Consider the following 17656-nt stretch of genomic DNA (forward strand, 5'->3'; position numbering starts at 1 on the left):
GTTCGAAGCAATTTTGGCGACCCCTGCAGGGCTCGAACCTGCGACATTCTGCTTAGAAGGCAGATGCTCTATCCAGCTGAGCTAAGGGGCCATAGGCTGGCGGAAAGCCAGCGAAACCTCAATGGGTCCAGGGCTGCATGCGGTTGAAGCGGAAATTGTCCGGGTAGGCGACGCGCTTGCGGGTCGATTCCTTGGGCTCGATCACGCGGTAGTCGATGCCCTTGCGCTCGGCATAGGCGATCGCTTCCTCGCTGGTCTCGAAGGTGAGCCTGACCTGCTGGTACATGTCGCCGGAGCTCGTATAGCCCATGATCGGGTCGATCGTCCGCGGCTTCTCGGCGTCGAATTCCAGGACCCAGAGATGGGTCTTGGCCTGGCCGGATTGCATAGCGGTCTTGGCGGGACGATAGATCTTCGCGGTCATCGAAGCGGCTCCAGAATTCTCGCATAAAGGCGCACCGATCCGCCGGCGCGCGTTCGAAAATGCATAACCCGGATTCCGTAAAGGGGGAATGACCGGAGGAGCATTTTGGCATCGAAACGCCCGCCGGACTGGTCGGAGTGGAGAGATTCGAAATCATATATATCGTTGTTTTTCAACGATAATTTCCACTCTTTGTAACGTTGGACCGGCTTGCTTTTTGTTACAGATTTCATTGAGGCTATAGCCTCAAAAGCACCGCGCGGCAATCTGCAAATTTGACTCTCCTATAAATTGCTCATCACCCCTTTCGCTCGCATTCCGTCATCGGCTAGATGACGACAGATAGGAGAGATGAATATGCGGATAGCGCCTGAGCACCCTAACAAGCTCGCTAGGATTGGAGCCTGCTTGACAGTCATGGGTTCGCTGATCTGGGTTCAATGGCCGATCAACCTGCGGGACTTCAATTTTGCCCCCGGCATTCTTCTGCTGGCGTCGTTCGTGAGTTGGGTCAGCATGGAGTTAGCTGATCTTGGTTCTGAAAACATCGGCAAAGACAACACCCTAAATGACGATGTTAAAAAGGTGAACGCGCTACTAAAGATTATCGACAGGAGGCAATCTTACATCTTGCGGGAACACGCTATCGAGACATATATCAACGATACGGACTATGACGGGCTTCGCGATCTCCAATATTATTATAGTGATGATATATTTCCGTTCCATAATGCAAAAATTCAGGCCGCTTATGAGAAATTTTGCAAAGACGCCGATTCATTCCTTCATAATTTCTACCATCTTTATACTTCTGACGGTCGTGGCCGCATGACTTGGCGAACGGCCGACGAACGCTGGCTGCCGGACGAACAATACAACAGGGTGATGGAAGAGATTTCGCAGTTAAATCGTCAGACCAGTGCATTGAGCAAGTCGTGGGAGACGTTTGTGGCGCTTGCTCGACAGGAACTAAAAGACGCTTCTGTGCGAATCGATCCATATGAGCAATAGCCAACATTGATCGATAGAAGGCGCTCCTTTCATAAACTCATGTAGAGTTTCTGCATCATGGCAAGCCCACCCGCTATTGCTGCGGCGAAGCTGACGATGAAAACGACCTTGTGCACTGGATTGATGATCGCGGTAGTCCGCGCTTCGTCGCTTAATAGCTGCGCGCGCAGCTCCTCAAAGGCCTCTACAGAGACGCTATTTCGAAACATTTGCCCGAGCATTCCAACTGACTTCAGGCGCATATATATCGCGAACATTTCCCATAGAACAAAAAGAGAAACAGAAGCCATCCCCATTGATGCAACAAAAATAGTTGCCTCTCTACCAAGAATATCTCGCGTAAATCCCCAAGTGGTAAAGTATCCTGCATAACCGATAACGGATACAATGTTGACGTATCGCGAACTTTCTTCATTGACACTTTTTATGTGGGTCGCAAGTTCATTTTTGTATTCGCGAATTTGCTTATCCAGCGCCTCGGCTTTTTCACGCCACTCTCTTGCGGCCCTTTCATACTCCTCAGCCTCGGCGCGATATTTTAGGGAATTCCACAGATGTTTTATCTGGTCATCCAGTTTCAGAATACAATCGGCGGTTTCTTTATCCATGTGGCCTCCAGCTATTCGCTCATTCTTCGCTGATGGCTGAATAGAGTGCAATATGAAAGGCTCGCCGAACTTACCCGGCGGGTTTACGGAACTAGTCACCCGAATCTGAAGTTCGTGTCATCGTTTTCTGGCAGAAGCGTTTGACGGCTGCGAGGATCTCATCTGCGGATTTGACCCATCGGTAGGGCCTGGGGTTTTCGTTGTGTGCCTCGATGAAGGCGTTGATGTCGGCCTCCAGTTCGGCGGTAGAACGGTGGACGCCGCGCAGCAACTGCTTGCGGGTCAGTTCCGCAAACCAGCGCTCGACCTGATTGATCCACGATGCTGAGGTGGGTGTGAAGTGGACATGCCAGTGTGGGCGGCGCGCGAGCCATGCCTTGATCTTCGGGGTCTTGTGGGTGGCATAGTTGTCCATCACCAGATGCACGTCTCGCTCTGGCGGCATGGCCGTGTCAATCCGTTTGAGGAAATCGAGGAACTCGGTAGCGCGATGGCGCTTGTAGCATTTGCCGATCACCGCCCCGGTCGCGATGTCGAGCGCGGCAAAGAGCGATGTCGTGCCGTGGCGGATGTAGGTATGGGTCCTGCGTTCGGCCACGCCGGGGGCCATCGGCAGGACGGGCTGTTCCCGATCAAGCGCCTGGATCTGGGATTTTTCGTCCACGCACAAGACGATGGCCCGGTTCGGCGGTGCCATGTAGAGGCCGACGATATCCTGCACCTTGTCCACGAACAGCGGGTCGGTCGAGAGCTTGAAGGTCTCGCTCCGATGCGGCTGCAAGCCGAAGGCGGTCCAGATCCGGCGAATTGTAGTGTGCGACAACCCCGTGACGGAGGCCATAGAACGGATCGACCAATGGGTGGCATCCTTCGGCGTGGTCTCCAATGTGCGGGTGATGACAGCCGCCACCTGCGCATCGGACACCGTGCGTGGCCGGCCCGCGCGATATTCGTCCGAAAGCCCTTCGATCCGGTGTTCGGCAAAGCGCCGCCGCCACTTGCCGACCGTGTGCTCAGAATGGCCGAGTTCGGCCGCAACTTCCTTGCTGTTCAGGCCATCCGCGCATCGAAGCACGATCCGGCATCTGTCCGAAAGCGACCGCGCTGCCTTGTGCCTGCGCAACTGGGCTTCAAGAAAACCGCGCTCATCAACACTGAGATCAATTGCAACAGACCCCCGACCACGCATCATCAACTCCCCGAAGCCACATCACATCAATGATGCCTAATTCGGTTCCGGGTGACTAGCGGGTAAGACCATAATTGGCGGTGCGTAGGCTATGCTCTACGTCTCCGCCAACTACCTATCATGGCGTTCACTTTCGGCTGCACCCGTCGCCGCGCGTCCTTGCGATCCACGCCACATAAAAGCATCTGGTCATAGTCGGTCATGGAATGGCGAAGGACGGTCTGCATAGTGATGCCGACCGCTTTCCCTATCGACACGCCTTGCCAGTCCTTCTTAGCGATCTCGCCGACGAAGAACGCCACTGCGAAATCAGGGCATCCGGGGTGCTTGCGGCGTATGTGCTTCTCAATCGCTGCTGGCGTGAACCGTGTCACGGTGCGCCCCGTCGCCGGTTCTCCATCGCATACCCACGTTGCAGCCGTGCCGGTCAGCTTGCGCGGAAGCTTAATTTCCGGTGCGGCAATCGTCGTCACCTTCGCGTAAGCGCGAACCGGCGAGAATTCGACGATCTTCTTCAGGATTTCCGAGCCGAAGGCTTCCGGGGCGAGATAACCGCCCTGCGAGTCGGTCGATACGGTCAGCGCGGCGACAGCCTTCTGTTCCATGCGTTCGACGCCACGGCGGGCGAAGTCGATGAAAGCCTTGCGCTCGACGGCGTTGTCATTCGCGCCGTCCGGCTGATTGTTGTTCGCGGCAGTCGGGCGGTTGAGCTTCGCCTTGATCGTGGCAATGTCGGCCTTCAGAGCCTTCAGTTCCTCCGGCGAGACAACCGGGTCGGCGTTCTTCGTTTCAAGTTCTGCTTCGTTTTCCAAGATAGGTTCCTTCTGGTCTGCCGTGCCATCGGCGGCCTTGATGCTGGTGATTTGCGCGCCCGGATGGCTCGGAACGGCGACAACAGAAATTTCGTGAAGGTCGAGGGCGGTAATGGTGCGCCCGCGTTGGCGGGGCTTACTGGCCTTCGTGCGGAAGCCGATGGACAGGCCGGAAACGGCCTTCGTGCGGATCATGGCGCGCACTTCGCGGGCACGCTCCACGTCATCGACAAGCAAGCGGCCCTTGACGGTCAGGCCGTCCGCGGTTTCGCTGATTTCGTCCCAAACGCCGATAACCTGCCCCTGATCATGGGCGAAGAGCATTGGCAGGACTTCCGGCGAGGCGAACGCGCCCTTTTCGATCACGTCGCCGACGCGATCCGGCGAACCGAAGGGCCATGCGAGGCCGGTGATAGTGCCGGCGTCGTCAACCGTGAGCGCGGCCTTGATTTCGAGGCGTTCGGTCATGCCGGCACCTGTTCAAGGGCGTCGTTGATTGCTGCGGAGAGGTCGCCGGACGCTGCGGCTTGTCGCTTTTCGTCCTGGGCGTCGTCTTCGGTGCCGTAGAACAGGGCCGCGATGATATCGCCGGCAAGGTCCATGTTTTCGCGCCACGGCCGGCCGACAAGGTAGGTCGAAACAAGCCGTGCGGCGTCTGCCGGGGCAGTGCCGCCGCCTATAAGGCCGAGCCGGATCACCTGTTCAATGTCGGACAGGCTGAAGCGGCCAAAGCGGAAACAGTCATGGATAGCGCCAATACCGTGGCCGGTCTTGGCCTCAAGTTCGCGGATAAGGTCGAGGGTCGGGAAGGCGAATGTCTTTTCGCCGTCGCCGAAGAAGGCGGTATGCTGGATCATGCGGCTTCCTTCGCCGGAACCGTGGCCGGCCCGGCGTTGCTGGTCGTGTGCGGATTGGTGAGTTCGTCGCCGCCCGGAAGCGGCTGAAGATTGAGGATCGCCCGAACCTCGTTCGGAGTCATGATGCGGTTCGTAACGAGCGCGGTCATGTTCGCGGTGCGGCCGGCCATATCGGCGCGCATGAGGTCGTCCACGACAAACTCGAAATAGTGGGTGTCCTGTTCGTCCTCGCCGAGAAGGACGGTCGTCATCGCGTCCTGCCAACGGTCCAGCCACGGCCGAAGGCAAAGCTGAAGGAACTGCGCGCCCATCTGTTCGGTGTTCGACCACGTTCCGCGCGTAAGCTCGAAAAGCATGGTCGGCGGGACGCCGAAGATGCGGGAGATTTCGCGGACCTGTTCAAGCCGGTGCTCAAGGAACTGCGCATCGGTCGAGGTCATGGCCGGCTGGTCATACTTCCAGCCGGCATCGAGAATGAGCGGATCGCCGGAAGCGCCCTTCTGCCATTCGCGGAAGGACTTGCGGATATTGCCAACGGCCTTCGCGCCAGCTTCACCGGCCTGCGGCTTCTCATTGGAAATGATGCCGGTCGGGCGTGCGCCGGAACCGAAGAACTGCGCTCCGTGGCGCTCAAGGATCGCGGCGAGGCCGATACCTTCGCGGCCGAACGCAATCGGCGACGTGCCGAGGAAGGACGGGACATGAAGAATTTCGGTATGGGGATAGTCGGTCGAGCGGCCAGCCTCTTGCACGCGATAGATGGGTGCGCCGGTCGCCGGGTTCTTCAGGATCGAAACGGTGCCGGGTTCCAGCCGGTGAAGCTCAAACAGCCGGCCGTCTTCAAATCGGACCACCTTCGCGAAGCCGTTGCCATGAATGAGCGCGTCGGCCGTCAGGACGGTGCGAAGCTCGCCCGCGCCGGTCCACTCGTTCGCCCGGCGATGGACGATGCAATAAGAAGAATGATCTTTGGCCGCTTCCTTGCCGTCTGCGGTTTCCCGATAGACCTTGCAGGGCAGCGAGCCGATGGTTTCGGAGATAAGGCGCACGGCCTGAAGAACGGCGGGAACGTAGAGCGCCGAATTGCCGCTCATGTTCACGCCTGAGAAAGTGGGCCGGATGCCGAAGATATCGGCGATACCAGCGTCACTAAGGGAATATGCCTTCTGTTCTATAGGAAGGCCGATAGCCTTCTTCAGACTCGAAACAACGCTATCGAAATTCAAGCAATCCGTCCTCAATTCAACTTGAGGACAGAATCTCATATCAGGACTCAATTGTGAATCCCGAAAATGAATATTTTCCTACATTAATTAGGATTTATTTCACAAATCGACGATGTTTCGGACCTTCTTCATCTGCGCGGCAAGCTCCAATAGCTTGAGATCGCTACCGCCGTAGTCGTCGGCCGACGAACCGGAAGACCGGCCGGCGATGTAAAGCGCGGCCTTGTGGTTCACGTCACCGAATAGCGCGTCTTCGAACAGGTGCCGGAAGGCATGGTTCGGCGGCGGGGTATCGTCATAGCCCTTCAACGGTCCTTCCTTAAGCCATTCGCGGATACGCTGGTCTTGGAACGTGCCGGGGAACAGCTTCCCGTCCGGTCGCGACTTCACAAACTCAATGAAGCCTTCGGCTATAAGTGCTTGATGGATTGGAACCTTGCGGCCTTTGCGGGTCTTTGTCGTGCGGCCTTCGCCGACACGAATATGAACAAACCAATTGCCCTGAAGCTCGAAAAGGTCGGCCTTCTCCAATTGTAGAGCTTCGCCGACGCGCATGCCGCTATAAGCGAGCAACCAAGGTATCCAGCGGAAGTTCGGCTTGTCCGTCTGCTGGCGTGCTGCCTCAAGCACCTTGCGGGCCTGTTCAAGGGTATAGGTGCGCGTGGCGCTGTCCGTCACTTCGGCGACGGGCAATTCGAGAAAGTCGAAGGGCGTTCCCTTCGGCGTGTTGGGGAAAAGCTTGCCCCGGCATTGCTCCTGTCCCCAAGTCAGGATTGCCCGGATCGCAGCAAGCTTGTCGCGGACGGTCTTGCGGGACAGCTTGCCAGCCTCAAGCATGGCATTGCGCCACGCCTCGCCCTCCTCAAGCGTGACGGTCGCAATTTTCTTGCTGCGGCGATGGTGCTCGAAATCATAAACCGTATGGCGATACTTTCCCAAGGTCGAAGCGGATTTCTTGTTGCCTCCTAACCCCAAGCCGGTCAGGCGCTCCTTCTCCTGAATGACAGCCTCAAAGGTCAGGTTGTTGAACTCCGCCGCCGAAACGTCTTCTGCAACCGGATCGGCTTCAACCGCTGCCGCAAGCATCGGATGTTCCGGCTGGCCGGTGAAGTCGCCTTCATGGCGCTCCATCGCCCGGCCGAGCGCTTCCAGTTCCGAAACACAAAGCGCGCGGGCCAGCGTCCGCCATTCGACCGTGCCGATAGCGACGGTCGTGTTGCCGAGCCGGCGATAGCGCTCGATCCGATCACCGACAAGGGTTTCAAGGGTGCTGTCGTCCAGCCCGCCAGCGATACCCTCGCGAAGCAGTTCCACAAGCCGGTCATCAATGCCGATCCGCGCATAGGTCGGATTGGTGTTCCGAAGCTCCACATCGAAGGCGAGACGTTCGTTATAGTTCCGAAGGGCGATCTGATCGACCGGAAGAGGATAGCGGCCGGGCGTGATCGCCTCGCCCTTCGCCAGTGCCTTGCGGCGTTCGGCGACGGCAACGCGCGCCTGAAGCTCTGCGACGGCCGTATGAAGCCGGGCCTGCGCAGTGCGTCGGTCAGCGCCGAGCGGTGCGCGAAGTTCGGTTTTATTTTCGAGGAAGGGGCGAAGGTCTTTGGGAATCACGACGCGGGCGAAATAGCGTCCATCACGATTGAGAAGGTATTTGTTGTTTGCGGCCATCTGTCAGAACCCGTTCTGTAACAAGGTTTGTAACAGAAAGCTGGGCTGAACCTACTGGAATTGCGGGATTTCCCGGTTTTTCAGTATGTGCCGGTGGTCGGAGTGGAGAGATTCGAACTCCCGACCCTCTGGTCCCAAACCAGATGCGCTACCAGACTGCGCTACACTCCGTCCGTCCCGGCGATGGGGAGATACACGCATCCGCCCCCCGCCGCAACAGGCAATGGGCGTTTTCAAGCGCTTGTCGCGGGAAATGGCGGGCTTACTTCGCCTTGCGCAGCGAATCCATCAGCTCGTTCTCGACGCGGTTGCCGGCGCGTATGCCGAGGCGCTTCACGGTGCCGCCGTTCAACTCCAGGACGTAGTCGATCGGTCCCTGCGAATCGATGATCGATTCGGAATGCGGCTCGGCGTTCTCCTTGATCGCGCGGACCTTGCCGTCCTTGGCGATGAACAGCATGTCGAGCGGCAGATAGGTGTTCTTCATCCACATGAAGACCTGCCGCGTCTCGCCGAAGGCGAAGAGCATGCCGTGGTCCGGCGCCATTTCGCGGCGGTGCATCAGCCCCTGCTCGCGCTGGCGCGGCGTGATGGCGAGTTCCACCGTGAAGGCATGGCTCTTGCCGTCCTTCGTGACGATCGCCAGCGGCTGGGTGTCGAACGTCTCCGCCGCGAAGGCGGCGAGGGAAAAGCAGAGGAAAAGCGCCAGGACGGCGCTCGCAAGACGCGCGAAACCGGCCGTCCGCGCGAAAAGGCCCATCAGTGGGCCCTGTTGCCGGGAACCGGCATGTCCGGGTGGATTTCCGCCGCCATCAGGCCCTTCTCGCCATCGCCGAAGCGCACGAGCACGACCTGTCCGGGACGCAGTTCCGTCAGGCCGAAGCGGCGCAGCGTCTCCATATGGATGAAGATGTCTTCCGTGCCCTCGCCGCGCGTCAGAAATCCGAACCCCTTGGTGCGGTTGAACCACTTGACCAGAACCCGCTCCAGCCCGCTCGACGGCGTGACCTGCACATGGGTCTTGACCGGCGGCATCTGCGAGGGATGCACGGCCGTCGTCTGGTCCATGGAAAGAATGCGGAAGGCCTGGTAGCCGCGGTCGCGCTTCTGGATCAGCGCGACGACGCGCGTGCCTTCCAGAACCGTCTGGTAGCCGTCGCGACGCAGGCAGGTGACATGCAGCAGCACGTCCTGCGCGCCGTTGTCCGGCACGATGAAGCCGAACCCCTTGGCGACGTCGAACCACTTGATGACCCCGGTGATCTCGACGAGATCGACGGCGTCATTGCTCTGGTCATCACGATCCGTGATTTCCCTTGAAGACACCCTGTCCGTCATGACCTGCCAGCCCCTCATTTACGCGTCACATGAGTTACGGTTAACTGATTCTTGATAACCAGAATAACATTGTCCCGATGCGAATGCGCAAGCCCCTTTGAAAGTTTTGCCGGCCCCATTGGTAAGCCGCAAGGCTTGCCTGAGGCTGACAAAACCCTACTCTTCCGGACGATTCCACATTCAGAGGATATTCCAATGCGTTATCTCCATACGATGGTCCGCGTGAAGGACATCGACCAGTCGCTGCATTTCTATTCGACGCTGTTCGGCCTTGAGGAAGTGCGCCGCATCGAGAACGAGAAAGGCCGCTTCACGCTGATCTTCCTCGCCGCCCCCCAGGATATCGACGCCGCCCGGGCGAACGCCGCGCCCTGCCTCGAACTCACCTACAACTGGGACAGCGAGGATTATGCAGGCGGACGTAATTTCGGCCACCTCGCCTACGAGGTCGATGACATCTACGCGACCTGCCGGAAGCTGATGGACAACGGCGTCACCATCAATCGCCCGCCGCGCGACGGCCACATGGCCTTCGTGCGCTCGCCGGACGGCATTTCCATCGAGATCCTGCAGAAGGGCGAAAGCCTGGCGCCGGCCGAACCCTGGGCCTCCATGGGCAATACCGGCGCCTGGTAGCGCCGGGACAGGGACGCAAGCTCCGGGCAAAGCTTGCGTTTTATGGATGCCTGCAACGATCATCGTTCCGCCGTATTTGACCGGAAATCTCTTGCCCTTCCGGTCGATCGCCAGCGAGAGGGTGCCTTGGCCGGTTCGAGCCGGCTGCCTCCCGTTCCGCGTCCACGGCCTCGCATGCTTCGGCCTTTACACCACCGGCCGAAACGTTAACATCGCAGCAACCGCAGCCTGGCCCGACGGCTTTTCTCAATTGCGGTTGCGACTGTTTGAAGAAATGGCCCTATCGGCGGCAAGACCGAGGGCACGAACGTCGAAAGCGGGGGAAAGCCTTTGCAGGACATGCAGGGAAAGTGGCCAGGCCTGAAGGCGCTGCGGTATGGATTGCTGCTGGCCGTTTCGGTCGCCACGCTCTCGGGCTGCGTTTCCGCAGTCTCCACGGATATGCGCGCGGACAACAGGGCCGCGCAGGAAAACGAGGGCACGGTCGCCGAAGGCGGCACGGATGAGACCACCACGCCCGTGGTGAGCGCCGGGACGACCGCAGACGCCGCCACGGACGCCTCCGTCGTCGCCGACGCCACTTCGGCCATGGCGACGGACCAGCAGGCCGCGGGCGATGCGGCGGCCGACCGGGCCGGCCTCGTCATGCAGCCGACGACGCTGAATGCCGGCAGGGCGAGCATCTACGGCAATGGCGGCGGGGCGGTGGCGACCGGCAATGCCTATGCCACGCAGACCGCGGGCACGAACGCCGCCATCAACAACCTCTATGCCAATGGCGGCGCAGCGCAGACGGCCGACCAGTCCGGACGCCTGCCGGTCGAGGACATGCCGCCGGTCGCTACCCCTAGCGATGAACAGGTCGAGGTCACGCTGCCAGAAAACGGGCCGATTCCCAAGACGGCGCGCACGGCCCTGACCGCGGAGGCCGCCGCCGGCAATGCCGCGGACCTGGCGCTCGCAACGCCGGCGCAGAAAGACGTTGCGGAAACGCGCACGAAGAAAAGCGAGCCGCGCAAGACGATGACGCTCGCCTCGCTCTTCGCGAACAAGCGCGAGGCCAAGCAGCAGTTCGATGGCGACCGGTTCGCCGAGCAGCCGCGCCGCGTGCTCGACCGGCAAAGCGCGGGCACCACCCGCAAGGCCTCGCTCGGCACGCTGCCCGGCGTCTCGATGGCCAGCGCCATGTTCTCGACGGATCATTCGGAAGCCGACGAGGTCGAGGACGATGGCCCGCAGTTCAAGGAAGTCGCCTCGCTCGCCGGCCTTGCCCGCCTTGCGCCGAACGGCCTGTGGCTGCAGACGGAGAAGGTGCGCACCGGCTGTTTCAAGCCGGAACTGCTGCAGGTGCTGAAGACGATCGAAAAGCATTACGACAAGCCGATCATCGTGACCTCGGGCCTGCGCGACATTAAGGTCAAGCGGGCAAAGCAATCGCTGCACACGCGCTGCGAGGCGGCGGATATCCAGATCTCCGGCGTCAGCAAGTGGGAGCTTGCCGAATATCTGCGCTCCATGCCGGGGCGCGGCGGCGTCGGCACCTATTGCCATACCGAATCCGTGCATATCGACATCGGCCCGGAGCGCGACTGGAACTGGCGCTGCCGCCGGCGCAAGTAACCCTTTGCGATCAATGCCTTTTCACTGGAAATGCCGCCCCTGGGCGGCTTTTCATTTTTTTGTCATGACAGGCTTTTTGCGGCTTGCGGAAGACCGGATGCCCTTCTATAAGACGCCCACCGCACGCGCCCTTCGTCTATCGGTTAGGACGTCAGATTTTCATTCTGAAAAGAGGGGTTCGACTCCCCTAGGGCGTGCCACCCCTCCCCCGATGCATATGCAGTAAGAAATGTGACGGCATGGTCCGGCGCGGGCGTTTGCGCGCGTTTTTCGGAACGATGCACGGCGGGAAACGTTTACCCCTCACGGCTGCCATCTTGCGCGGCCGGGAGAGAGGCCCCGTCGAGCTTGGCCCAGCGCTCCGGGGTCTCGAACCGCGCGGAATCGCGCCGCCCGCCCGGCCCAGCTTGCCGGACGGGGGCTGCGTGTTGCCGACAGGGCAACGAGCCGAGCCAACGGGCACCGCCGGGAGGGTCGAACGGCGGCAGTCTCAGGTCCTCAGCACCAAGGATATATGGGAAGGCCGCCGCCGAATTGCCAGTGGTCAAATCCAGCCCGGGCGGCAGGGCTGCCTTGCTTGTGAAAAAGTTGCCCCGCCCGCGATTTTCCGTCTTGCGAATCCGCCCGGCCCCGACTAGATAACGCCCACCGCACGCGCCCTTCGTCTATCGGTTAGGACGTCAGATTTTCATTCTGAAAAGAGGGGTTCGACTCCCCTAGGGCGTGCCACCCTCCTTCTGACGACAAGCAGACCCTCCCGCCGGAACGCCTTTGCAGCGATGACGGCCGCGCCTCTTCGAGCCGAGGAAAAAACTGAAAATTCCTGCCTTTAGGGCTTGCGCAAATCGGCGACCCCGACTAGAAGACGCCCACCGCACGCGCCCTTCGTCTATCGGTTAGGACGTCAGATTTTCATTCTGAAAAGAGGGGTTCGACTCCCCTAGGGCGTGCCACCCCTTCCCCATGATGTAATCGAGACCGTTCCGTCAGAACGCCTTTGCGGCGTCCAGCACGCGGAACTGTATGCGCCGGCTGCCCTGCCAGCTATCGGCGGAAAGCGTGCCGGCGACATGGACCGTCTGTCCGCGCTGCTTCATCAGGAACGATCCGAGATCGGCTTCCGCCGCACGGAAGGCCATGGCGCCGAGACGACCGCCATCGGGGCCTTCGAGCTCCAGGCGCAGGTGATTGACGCCGACGGGCCGGACGTCGCGTATCCGGTGCGCCGGCAATGCGAAGATCGGCTGCGGATGGCCGGAACCGTAGGGGCCGGCCTGTTCGAGCCGGTCGGCGAGCGCCAGCGTCGCGCCGCTGGCGCTGAGCGCGCCGTCGATCTTCAACATTTCCACCGCCACCAGGTCGCGCACCGTGCGCGCGGCGCGCTCCTCGAAGAAGCCGCGCAGGCGGCCGAGCTTTTCCCGCTCCACCGTCAGCCCTGCCGCCATGGCATGGCCACCGCCCTTGACGAGGATGCCCTCGTCGACGGCGGCACGCACCATGCGGCCGAGATCGAAGCCGCTGATCGAGCGGCCGGAACCGGTGCCCTTGCCGGAGGGATCGAAGGCGATGGCGAAGGCGGGGCGGCGGAAGCGGTCCTTGAGGCGCGAGGCGAGCAGGCCGACGACACCCGGATGCCAGCCCTCGCGGGCCGTCAGGATGACGGAGGCGCCGTCCCCGGTGCCGTATTCCGCCTGCGCCTCGGCTTCCGCCTCGGCCAGCATGGCGGCCTCCATGGCCTGTCGCTCGCGGTTGAGGTCGTCGAGCTGCTTGGCGATGCGCTCGGCCTCGCCCGGCTCGTCGATGGTGAGAAGCCGGCTGCCGAGCGCCGCATCACCGATGCGCCCGCCGGCATTGATGCGCGGGCCGACGAGGAAGCCGAGATGATACGGCGTCACCGGCCCGCCGATGCCCGCCTGCTTCAGGAGCGCGGTCAGCCCAGCATTGCCGAGATGGCGCGCGGCGACGAGGCCCTTGACCACATAGGCGCGGTTGAGCCCCTTCAGGGGAACGACGTCGCAGACGGTGGAGAGCGCCACGAGGTCGAGCATGGCGAGGAGATCGAAGCCGGCCGCACGCGCATCGCCGCGCGCGCGCAAAAGCCGCTGCAAGGCCACCAGGACGAGGAAGACGACGCCGGCAGCCGACAGGTGTCCCTGCCCCGACAGGTCGTCCTCGCGGTTCGGATTGACCAGCGCATGGGCCGGCGGCAGCGCCTCGCCCACCTGGTGGTGGTCGATGACGACCACGTCGATGCCGCGCTCCTTGGCAACGGCAAGCGATTCGTGGCTGGTCGAGCCGCAGTCGACCGTGACGATCAGCTCGGCGCCGCGCTCGATGAGCTGGGCGATGGCGTTGGGGTTGGGGCCGTAGCCCTCGAAGATGCGGTCGGGAATGTAGATTTCCGCCTGGACGCCGAAATGCGCGAGGAAACGATAGAGCAGCGCCGAGGAGGAGGCGCCGTCGACGTCATAGTCGCCGAAGATCGCGACGCGCTGGCGCCGTTCGATGGCCAGCGCCAGCCTTTCGGTCGCCGCCTCGCAGTCCATCAGGCTGTAGGGCTCGGGCATCAGGCGGCGCAGCGTCGGGTCGAGGAATTCGAGCGCGGTCTCGAAGGCGACGCCCCGCCCGGCCAGCACGCGCGCGATGAGATCCGGCAGGCCGTGGCTCTGGCTCATCGCCAGCGCCCGGTTCTCCCCCGCCTGGTCGAGCCGCGCCACCCAGCGCTGGCCGGTCACCGAGCGCTCGACATTGAGGAAGGCCCGGCTGACGGGATCGGCGTTTTCCAGCATGCTCATGGCGGCTCCGGCAACGAGAGCTTTTCCGCTTTTCTCCGTATCGCGAAAACGCTCTATCTCCTTGTTTTGCCGCATTTCCGGACGCAAAACCGCTTCGCACTTTTGCTGGAAATGCTCTGGACTGCAGACAAGTCGCGAAGACCTTTCCCTCGAAAACCTCTCCTTCGTCATCCTCGGGCTTGACCCGAGGATCCACCGTCGCGGGTGAGGCATGGATCTTCGGGTCAAGCCCGAGGATGACGGAGCGTGTGGCACAGGTTACCGAAAACCATTGCCGAGGTCTTCGATAATCTTGTGCCGCGTCAAGAGGACCTCAAATCAGGCCGTCTTCGGCCGCTCGATGCGGATCACCTGCGGTTCGCCGACGAGGTAGCCCTCGCCCTTGATGGAGGCCACGGCCTTGCGGACGGAATCCTCCATCGTCGCGTGGGTGACGAGGATGATGGTCTTCGGGTCGGTCGATTCGGTCGTCGACTGCGCGCGCTGCACGATGGATTCCAGCGAGATGCCGTTTTCCGCCATGTGCCTTGCAATGCTGGCGAAGACGCCGGTGCGGTCTTCCACCGAGAGGCGGATGAAGTAGCCGCCGTGATGCTTGCGGATCTGCGCGCGCGTGTAGGGCTGGAGCGAGGCGGCCGGGCGGCCGAGCGCCGGCACCCTCTGCGCGCCCGGGCGGCTCTTGGCGATGTCGGCGATGTCGCCGAGCACGGCCGAGGCCGTCGCATTGCCGCCGGCGCCGGGGCCGACCATCAGCAGCTCGCCGAGAATGTCCGATTCGATCGCCACGGCGTTCGTCACGCCGTCCACCTGCGCGATGACGCTGTCGAGCGGCACCATGGTCGGATGTACGCGCTGTTCGACGCCGGTGTCGGTCTTCTGCGCCACGCCGAGCAGCTTGATGCGGTAGCCGAGATCGGCGGCGGCGCGGATGTCGTCGATCGAGATGTTGGTGATGCCTTCGAGATAGATGTCGTCGGCCGAAATCTTCGTGCCGAAGGCGAGCGTCGTCAGGATCGACAGCTTGTGCGCCGTGTCGTTGCCCTCGATGTCGAAGGCGGGATCGGCCTCGGCATAGCCGAGGCGCTGGGCTTCCTTGAGGCAGGCCTCGAAGCTGAGGCCCTCCTTCTCCATCTTGGTCAGGATGTAGTTGCAGGTGCCGTTCATGATGCCGTAGACGCGGGAAATCGTGTTGCCCGTCAACGACTCGCGCAGCGCCTTGATGACCGGAATGCCGCCGGCGACGGCGGCCTCGTAGTTGAGGAGCGAGCCGTTCTCCTCCGCGATGCCGGCAAGCTCCACGCCATGGGCGGCGAGCAGCGCCTTGTTCGCCGTCACGACATGGACGCCGCGCGATAGCGCCGCCTTGACCGCGGCACGGGCCGGATCGCCGGCGCCGCCCATCAGTTCCACGAAGACGTCGATCTTCGCCTCGCGGGCGAGCGCGACCGGATCGTCATACCATTCGGCGGCCGAAAGATCGACGCCGCGATCGCGGCCTTTGCTGCGGGCCGTCACGGCGGTGATCTCGATCGGCCGGCCGCACGTCGTCTGAAGCATGTCCCTGCGTTCGACGAGAATCTTCGCGAGCGAGGCACCAACGGTCCCCAAGCCCGCAATGCCGATCTTCAGGGCATCAGCCATGGTCATGTCCTAACGTTTTGGAAGAGGGCCCTCCGCAGAGGCGCGGAGGGCGGGTTTTTCAGCGATGGGCGTTCAGCGAGATGACGTTGTGCATCGTCTCGTCCGCCGTGGAGAGGAATTTCTTGATGCTGCGCGCAGCCTGGCGGATGCGGTGCTCGTTCTCGACCAGCGCCAGGCGGACGTAGTCGTCGCCCATCTCGCCGAAACCGATGCCCGGCGCGACCGCGACGTCGGCCTTCTCGACCAAAAGCTTGGAGAATTCCAGCGAGCCGAGGTGACGGAATTTTTCCGGGATCTTGGCCCAGGCGAACATGGTGGCGGCCGGCGGCGGCACTTCGAAACCGGCCTTGCCAAAGGTGTCGACCATCACGTCGCGGCGGCGCTTGTAGATGTTGCGCACTTCCGCGATGTCCGAGCCGTCACCGTTCAGCGCATGGGTCGCGGCGACCTGGATCGGCGTGAAGGCGCCGTAGTCGAGATAGGACTTGACGCGGGTCAGCGCGGCGATCAGCCGCTCGTTGCCGACGGCAAAGCCCATGCGCCAGCCGGGCATGGAGAAGGTCTTCGACATGGAAGTGAATTCAACCGTCAGGTCGAGGGCGCCGGGCACTTCCAGAACGGACGGCGGCGGCGCGTTCTCATCGAAATAGATTTCCGAATAGGCAAGGTCGGACAGCACGATGATGTCGTGCTTCTTCGCAAACGCGATGACGTCCTTGTAGAAATCGAGCGTGGCGACATGCGCCGTCGGGTTCGACGGATAGTTGAGGATCAGCGCCAGCGGCTTGGGGATCGAGTGGCGCACGGCGCGTTCGAGCGGCGGGAAGAAGCTCTCGTCCGGTTCGACGGACATGGAGCGGATCACGCCGCCGGCCATCAGGAAGCCGAAGGCGTGGATCGGATAGGTCGGGTTCGGGCAGAGGATGACGTCACCCGGCGCGGTGATCGCCTGCGCCATGTTGGCAAAACCCTCCTTGGAGCCGAGGGTCGCGACGACCTGCGTCTCCGGGTTCAGCTTCACGCCGAAGCGGCGCGCGTAATAGGCGGCCTGGGCGCGGCGCAGGCCCGGAATGCCCTTGGACGAGGAATAGCGGTGAGTGCGCGGGTCCTGGACCACTTCGCAGAGCTTGTCGACGATGGCCTTGGGGGTCGGCAGGTCGGGGTTGCCCATGCCAAGGTCGATGATATCGGCGCCACCCGCTCGCGCGCTTGCCTTCAAACGGTTGACCTGTTCGAAAACATACGGCGGCAGACGCCGGACCTTGTGAAACTCTTCCATCTTCAACCCCGTTAGGCACGAAGCCCCTCCGGCGGCCTTGCCGGACGGCGCAAAACTCCGTGCGAATCAAGAAATCGGATACGGGCGAAAGCGTTCGAAATGAAGGCGCTCCGCCCGGCCGACGGCCAATTGGCCATCTTCCGCTTTGCTGCCAAACGGCAGGAAACGCAAGCGCTAATTCGTCTTCTCGATTTGCGAAAGCGCCGCCTTGCCGTGGCCGTCGCGCAGCGCCTGCAATTCGGCGAGCTTACGGCGGTATTCGGCTTCCGAGATCGCGCCGGAGCGGCGGCTGCCCGAGAGCGCGGTCAGGCGCGCGCTGTAGCCGGCCGCCTCCTCGTCGCTCATCTGCTGCGTCTCGGCGCTGACGATCGCCGTGATGTCGGGATAGACGTCGGCCCGGTTGGCGCCGGCATTTACCGTCGCGGTCGATGCCGTCTCGCTCGAAGCGCAGGACGCGAGCGCCGCGGCGGCGGCAATGAGAAGAGCGGCGCGCAAGCGCCTGATTTCGAACGCCATGTGGCTGTATGCTCCTGTCGAAACGACCGGTTC

16 protein-coding genes and 5 tRNA genes are annotated in these 17656 nt (G+C 61.8%); 6 read left to right on the forward strand and 15 right to left on the reverse strand.

Annotated elements, in window-relative coordinates:
* Positions 1 to 14: 14 nt before the first annotated feature.
* Positions 15 to 91, reverse strand: a tRNA-Arg gene (locus AB3G45_RS16625).
* Positions 92 to 118: 27 nt separating this feature from the next.
* Positions 119 to 424 carry an ETC complex I subunit gene (locus tag AB3G45_RS16630; RefSeq protein WP_367831624.1) on the reverse strand — a complete coding sequence of 102 codons (306 nt, stop codon included), beginning with the start codon at positions 422 to 424 and terminating at the stop codon, positions 119 to 121.
* Positions 425 to 832: 408 nt separating this feature from the next.
* On the opposite strand from AB3G45_RS16630, the gene AB3G45_RS16635 reads away from it, so the two are divergent.
* Positions 833 to 1435, forward strand: a complete 603-nt coding sequence (locus tag AB3G45_RS16635) for a hypothetical protein (protein WP_367831625.1) — start codon at positions 833 to 835, stop codon at positions 1433 to 1435.
* 29 nt (positions 1436 to 1464) lie between these two features.
* On the opposite strand, the gene AB3G45_RS16640 is transcribed toward AB3G45_RS16635, so the two are convergent.
* The 9 genes from AB3G45_RS16640 to AB3G45_RS16680 all read right to left on the reverse strand — a co-directional run bounded on the left by AB3G45_RS16640 (position 1465) and on the right by AB3G45_RS16680 (position 9136).
* Positions 1465 to 2043 carry a hypothetical protein gene (locus AB3G45_RS16640; RefSeq protein ID WP_367831626.1) on the reverse strand — a complete coding sequence of 193 codons (579 nt, stop codon included), beginning with the start codon at positions 2041 to 2043 and terminating at the stop codon, positions 1465 to 1467.
* Positions 2044 to 2134: 91 nt separating this feature from the next.
* Positions 2135 to 3232, reverse strand: coding sequence for an IS630 family transposase (locus tag AB3G45_RS16645; RefSeq protein WP_367829349.1), 1098 nt, complete (start codon positions 3230 to 3232; stop codon positions 2135 to 2137).
* 89 nt (positions 3233 to 3321) lie between these two features.
* Positions 3322 to 4512, reverse strand: a complete 1191-nt coding sequence (locus AB3G45_RS16650; RefSeq protein ID WP_367831627.1) for a phage major capsid protein — start codon at positions 4510 to 4512, stop codon at positions 3322 to 3324.
* Positions 4509 to 4901, reverse strand: a complete 393-nt coding sequence (locus AB3G45_RS16655; protein WP_367831628.1) for a gene transfer agent family protein — start codon at positions 4899 to 4901, stop codon at positions 4509 to 4511. Before AB3G45_RS16655 ends, AB3G45_RS16650 begins: the two co-directional genes overlap by 4 nt.
* Positions 4898 to 6127, reverse strand: a complete 1230-nt coding sequence (locus AB3G45_RS16660; protein ID WP_367831629.1) for a phage portal protein — start codon at positions 6125 to 6127, stop codon at positions 4898 to 4900. Before AB3G45_RS16660 ends, AB3G45_RS16655 begins: the two co-directional genes overlap by 4 nt.
* Before the next feature lie 99 nt (positions 6128 to 6226).
* Complete coding sequence (locus AB3G45_RS16665; RefSeq protein WP_367831630.1) at positions 6227 to 7798, reverse strand: DUF6538 domain-containing protein; 1572 nt, start codon at positions 7796 to 7798, stop codon at positions 6227 to 6229.
* Positions 7799 to 7892: 94 nt separating this feature from the next.
* Positions 7893 to 7969, reverse strand: a tRNA-Pro gene (locus AB3G45_RS16670).
* Positions 7970 to 8060: 91 nt separating this feature from the next.
* Positions 8061 to 8558 (reverse strand): DUF192 domain-containing protein, encoded by a 498-nt coding sequence (locus tag AB3G45_RS16675; protein WP_367831631.1) that lies wholly within the window; start codon positions 8556 to 8558, stop codon positions 8061 to 8063.
* On the reverse strand, positions 8558 to 9136 hold the full coding sequence (locus AB3G45_RS16680; RefSeq protein WP_367831632.1) for a cold-shock protein: 579 nt from the start codon (positions 9134 to 9136) through the stop codon (positions 8558 to 8560). Before AB3G45_RS16680 ends, AB3G45_RS16675 begins: the two co-directional genes overlap by 1 nt.
* Positions 9137 to 9331: 195 nt before the next feature.
* Between AB3G45_RS16680 and gloA the strand changes: the two genes are divergently transcribed.
* From gloA to AB3G45_RS16705, 5 genes are all read left to right on the forward strand, one after another.
* Positions 9332 to 9772, forward strand: a complete 441-nt coding sequence (gene gloA / locus AB3G45_RS16685; RefSeq protein ID WP_367831633.1) for a lactoylglutathione lyase — start codon at positions 9332 to 9334, stop codon at positions 9770 to 9772.
* 339 nt (positions 9773 to 10111) lie between these two features.
* On the forward strand, positions 10112 to 11392 hold the full coding sequence (locus AB3G45_RS16690) for a D-Ala-D-Ala carboxypeptidase family metallohydrolase (RefSeq protein WP_367831634.1): 1281 nt from the start codon (positions 10112 to 10114) through the stop codon (positions 11390 to 11392).
* Positions 11393 to 11517: 125 nt separating this feature from the next.
* Positions 11518 to 11592, forward strand: a tRNA-Glu gene (locus AB3G45_RS16695).
* 454 nt (positions 11593 to 12046) lie between these two features.
* Positions 12047 to 12121 (forward strand) — tRNA-Glu (locus AB3G45_RS16700).
* Positions 12122 to 12270: 149 nt separating this feature from the next.
* Positions 12271 to 12345, forward strand: a tRNA-Glu gene (locus AB3G45_RS16705).
* A gap of 33 nt (positions 12346 to 12378) precedes the next feature.
* Here AB3G45_RS16705 and recJ read toward each other — a convergent pair.
* From recJ to AB3G45_RS16725, 4 genes are all read right to left on the reverse strand, one after another.
* On the reverse strand, positions 12379 to 14187 hold the full coding sequence (gene recJ / locus AB3G45_RS16710; RefSeq protein WP_367831635.1) for a single-stranded-DNA-specific exonuclease RecJ: 1809 nt from the start codon (positions 14185 to 14187) through the stop codon (positions 12379 to 12381).
* A gap of 318 nt (positions 14188 to 14505) precedes the next feature.
* Positions 14506 to 15828, reverse strand: coding sequence for a homoserine dehydrogenase (locus AB3G45_RS16715; protein ID WP_367831636.1), 1323 nt, complete (start codon positions 15826 to 15828; stop codon positions 14506 to 14508).
* 58 nt (positions 15829 to 15886) lie between these two features.
* Positions 15887 to 17107, reverse strand: a complete 1221-nt coding sequence (locus AB3G45_RS16720) for an LL-diaminopimelate aminotransferase (protein WP_367831637.1) — start codon at positions 17105 to 17107, stop codon at positions 15887 to 15889.
* 174 nt (positions 17108 to 17281) lie between these two features.
* The gene (locus tag AB3G45_RS16725) at positions 17282 to 17623 is read right to left on the reverse strand and encodes an SHOCT domain-containing protein (protein ID WP_367831638.1); all 342 of its coding nucleotides are present in this window, start codon (positions 17621 to 17623) and stop codon (positions 17282 to 17284) included.
* Between the last annotated feature and the right edge of the window lie 33 nt (positions 17624 to 17656).

The sequence above is a fragment of the Shinella sp. S4-D37 genome (genome assembly GCF_040812195.1).
GTDB lineage: Bacteria > Pseudomonadota > Alphaproteobacteria > Rhizobiales > Rhizobiaceae > Shinella.

Coding starts and splice junctions, on each gene's coding strand:
- recJ (WP_367831635.1), bottom strand. CDS start 14,187: ATGAGCATGCTGGAAAACGCCGATCCCGTCAGCCGGGCCTTCCTCAAT.
- AB3G45_RS16645 (WP_367829349.1), bottom strand. CDS start 3,232: ATGCGTGGTCGGGGGTCTGTTGCAATTGATCTCAGTGTTGATGAGCGC.
- AB3G45_RS16665 (WP_367831630.1), bottom strand. CDS start 7,798: ATGGCCGCAAACAACAAATACCTTCTCAATCGTGATGGACGCTATTTC.
- AB3G45_RS16675 (WP_367831631.1), bottom strand. CDS start 8,558: ATGGGCCTTTTCGCGCGGACGGCCGGTTTCGCGCGTCTTGCGAGCGCC.
- AB3G45_RS16680 (WP_367831632.1), bottom strand. CDS start 9,136: ATGACGGACAGGGTGTCTTCAAGGGAAATCACGGATCGTGATGACCAG.
- AB3G45_RS16725 (WP_367831638.1), bottom strand. CDS start 17,623: ATGGCGTTCGAAATCAGGCGCTTGCGCGCCGCTCTTCTCATTGCCGCC.
- AB3G45_RS16630 (WP_367831624.1), bottom strand. CDS start 424: ATGACCGCGAAGATCTATCGTCCCGCCAAGACCGCTATGCAATCCGGC.
- AB3G45_RS16650 (WP_367831627.1), bottom strand. CDS start 4,512: ATGACCGAACGCCTCGAAATCAAGGCCGCGCTCACGGTTGACGACGCC.
- AB3G45_RS16720 (WP_367831637.1), bottom strand. CDS start 17,107: ATGGAAGAGTTTCACAAGGTCCGGCGTCTGCCGCCGTATGTTTTCGAA.
- AB3G45_RS16715 (WP_367831636.1), bottom strand. CDS start 15,828: ATGGCTGATGCCCTGAAGATCGGCATTGCGGGCTTGGGGACCGTTGGT.
- AB3G45_RS16640 (WP_367831626.1), bottom strand. CDS start 2,043: ATGGATAAAGAAACCGCCGATTGTATTCTGAAACTGGATGACCAGATA.
- AB3G45_RS16655 (WP_367831628.1), bottom strand. CDS start 4,901: ATGATCCAGCATACCGCCTTCTTCGGCGACGGCGAAAAGACATTCGCC.
- AB3G45_RS16690 (WP_367831634.1), top strand. CDS start 10,112: ATGCAGGGAAAGTGGCCAGGCCTGAAGGCGCTGCGGTATGGATTGCTG.
- gloA (WP_367831633.1), top strand. CDS start 9,332: ATGCGTTATCTCCATACGATGGTCCGCGTGAAGGACATCGACCAGTCG.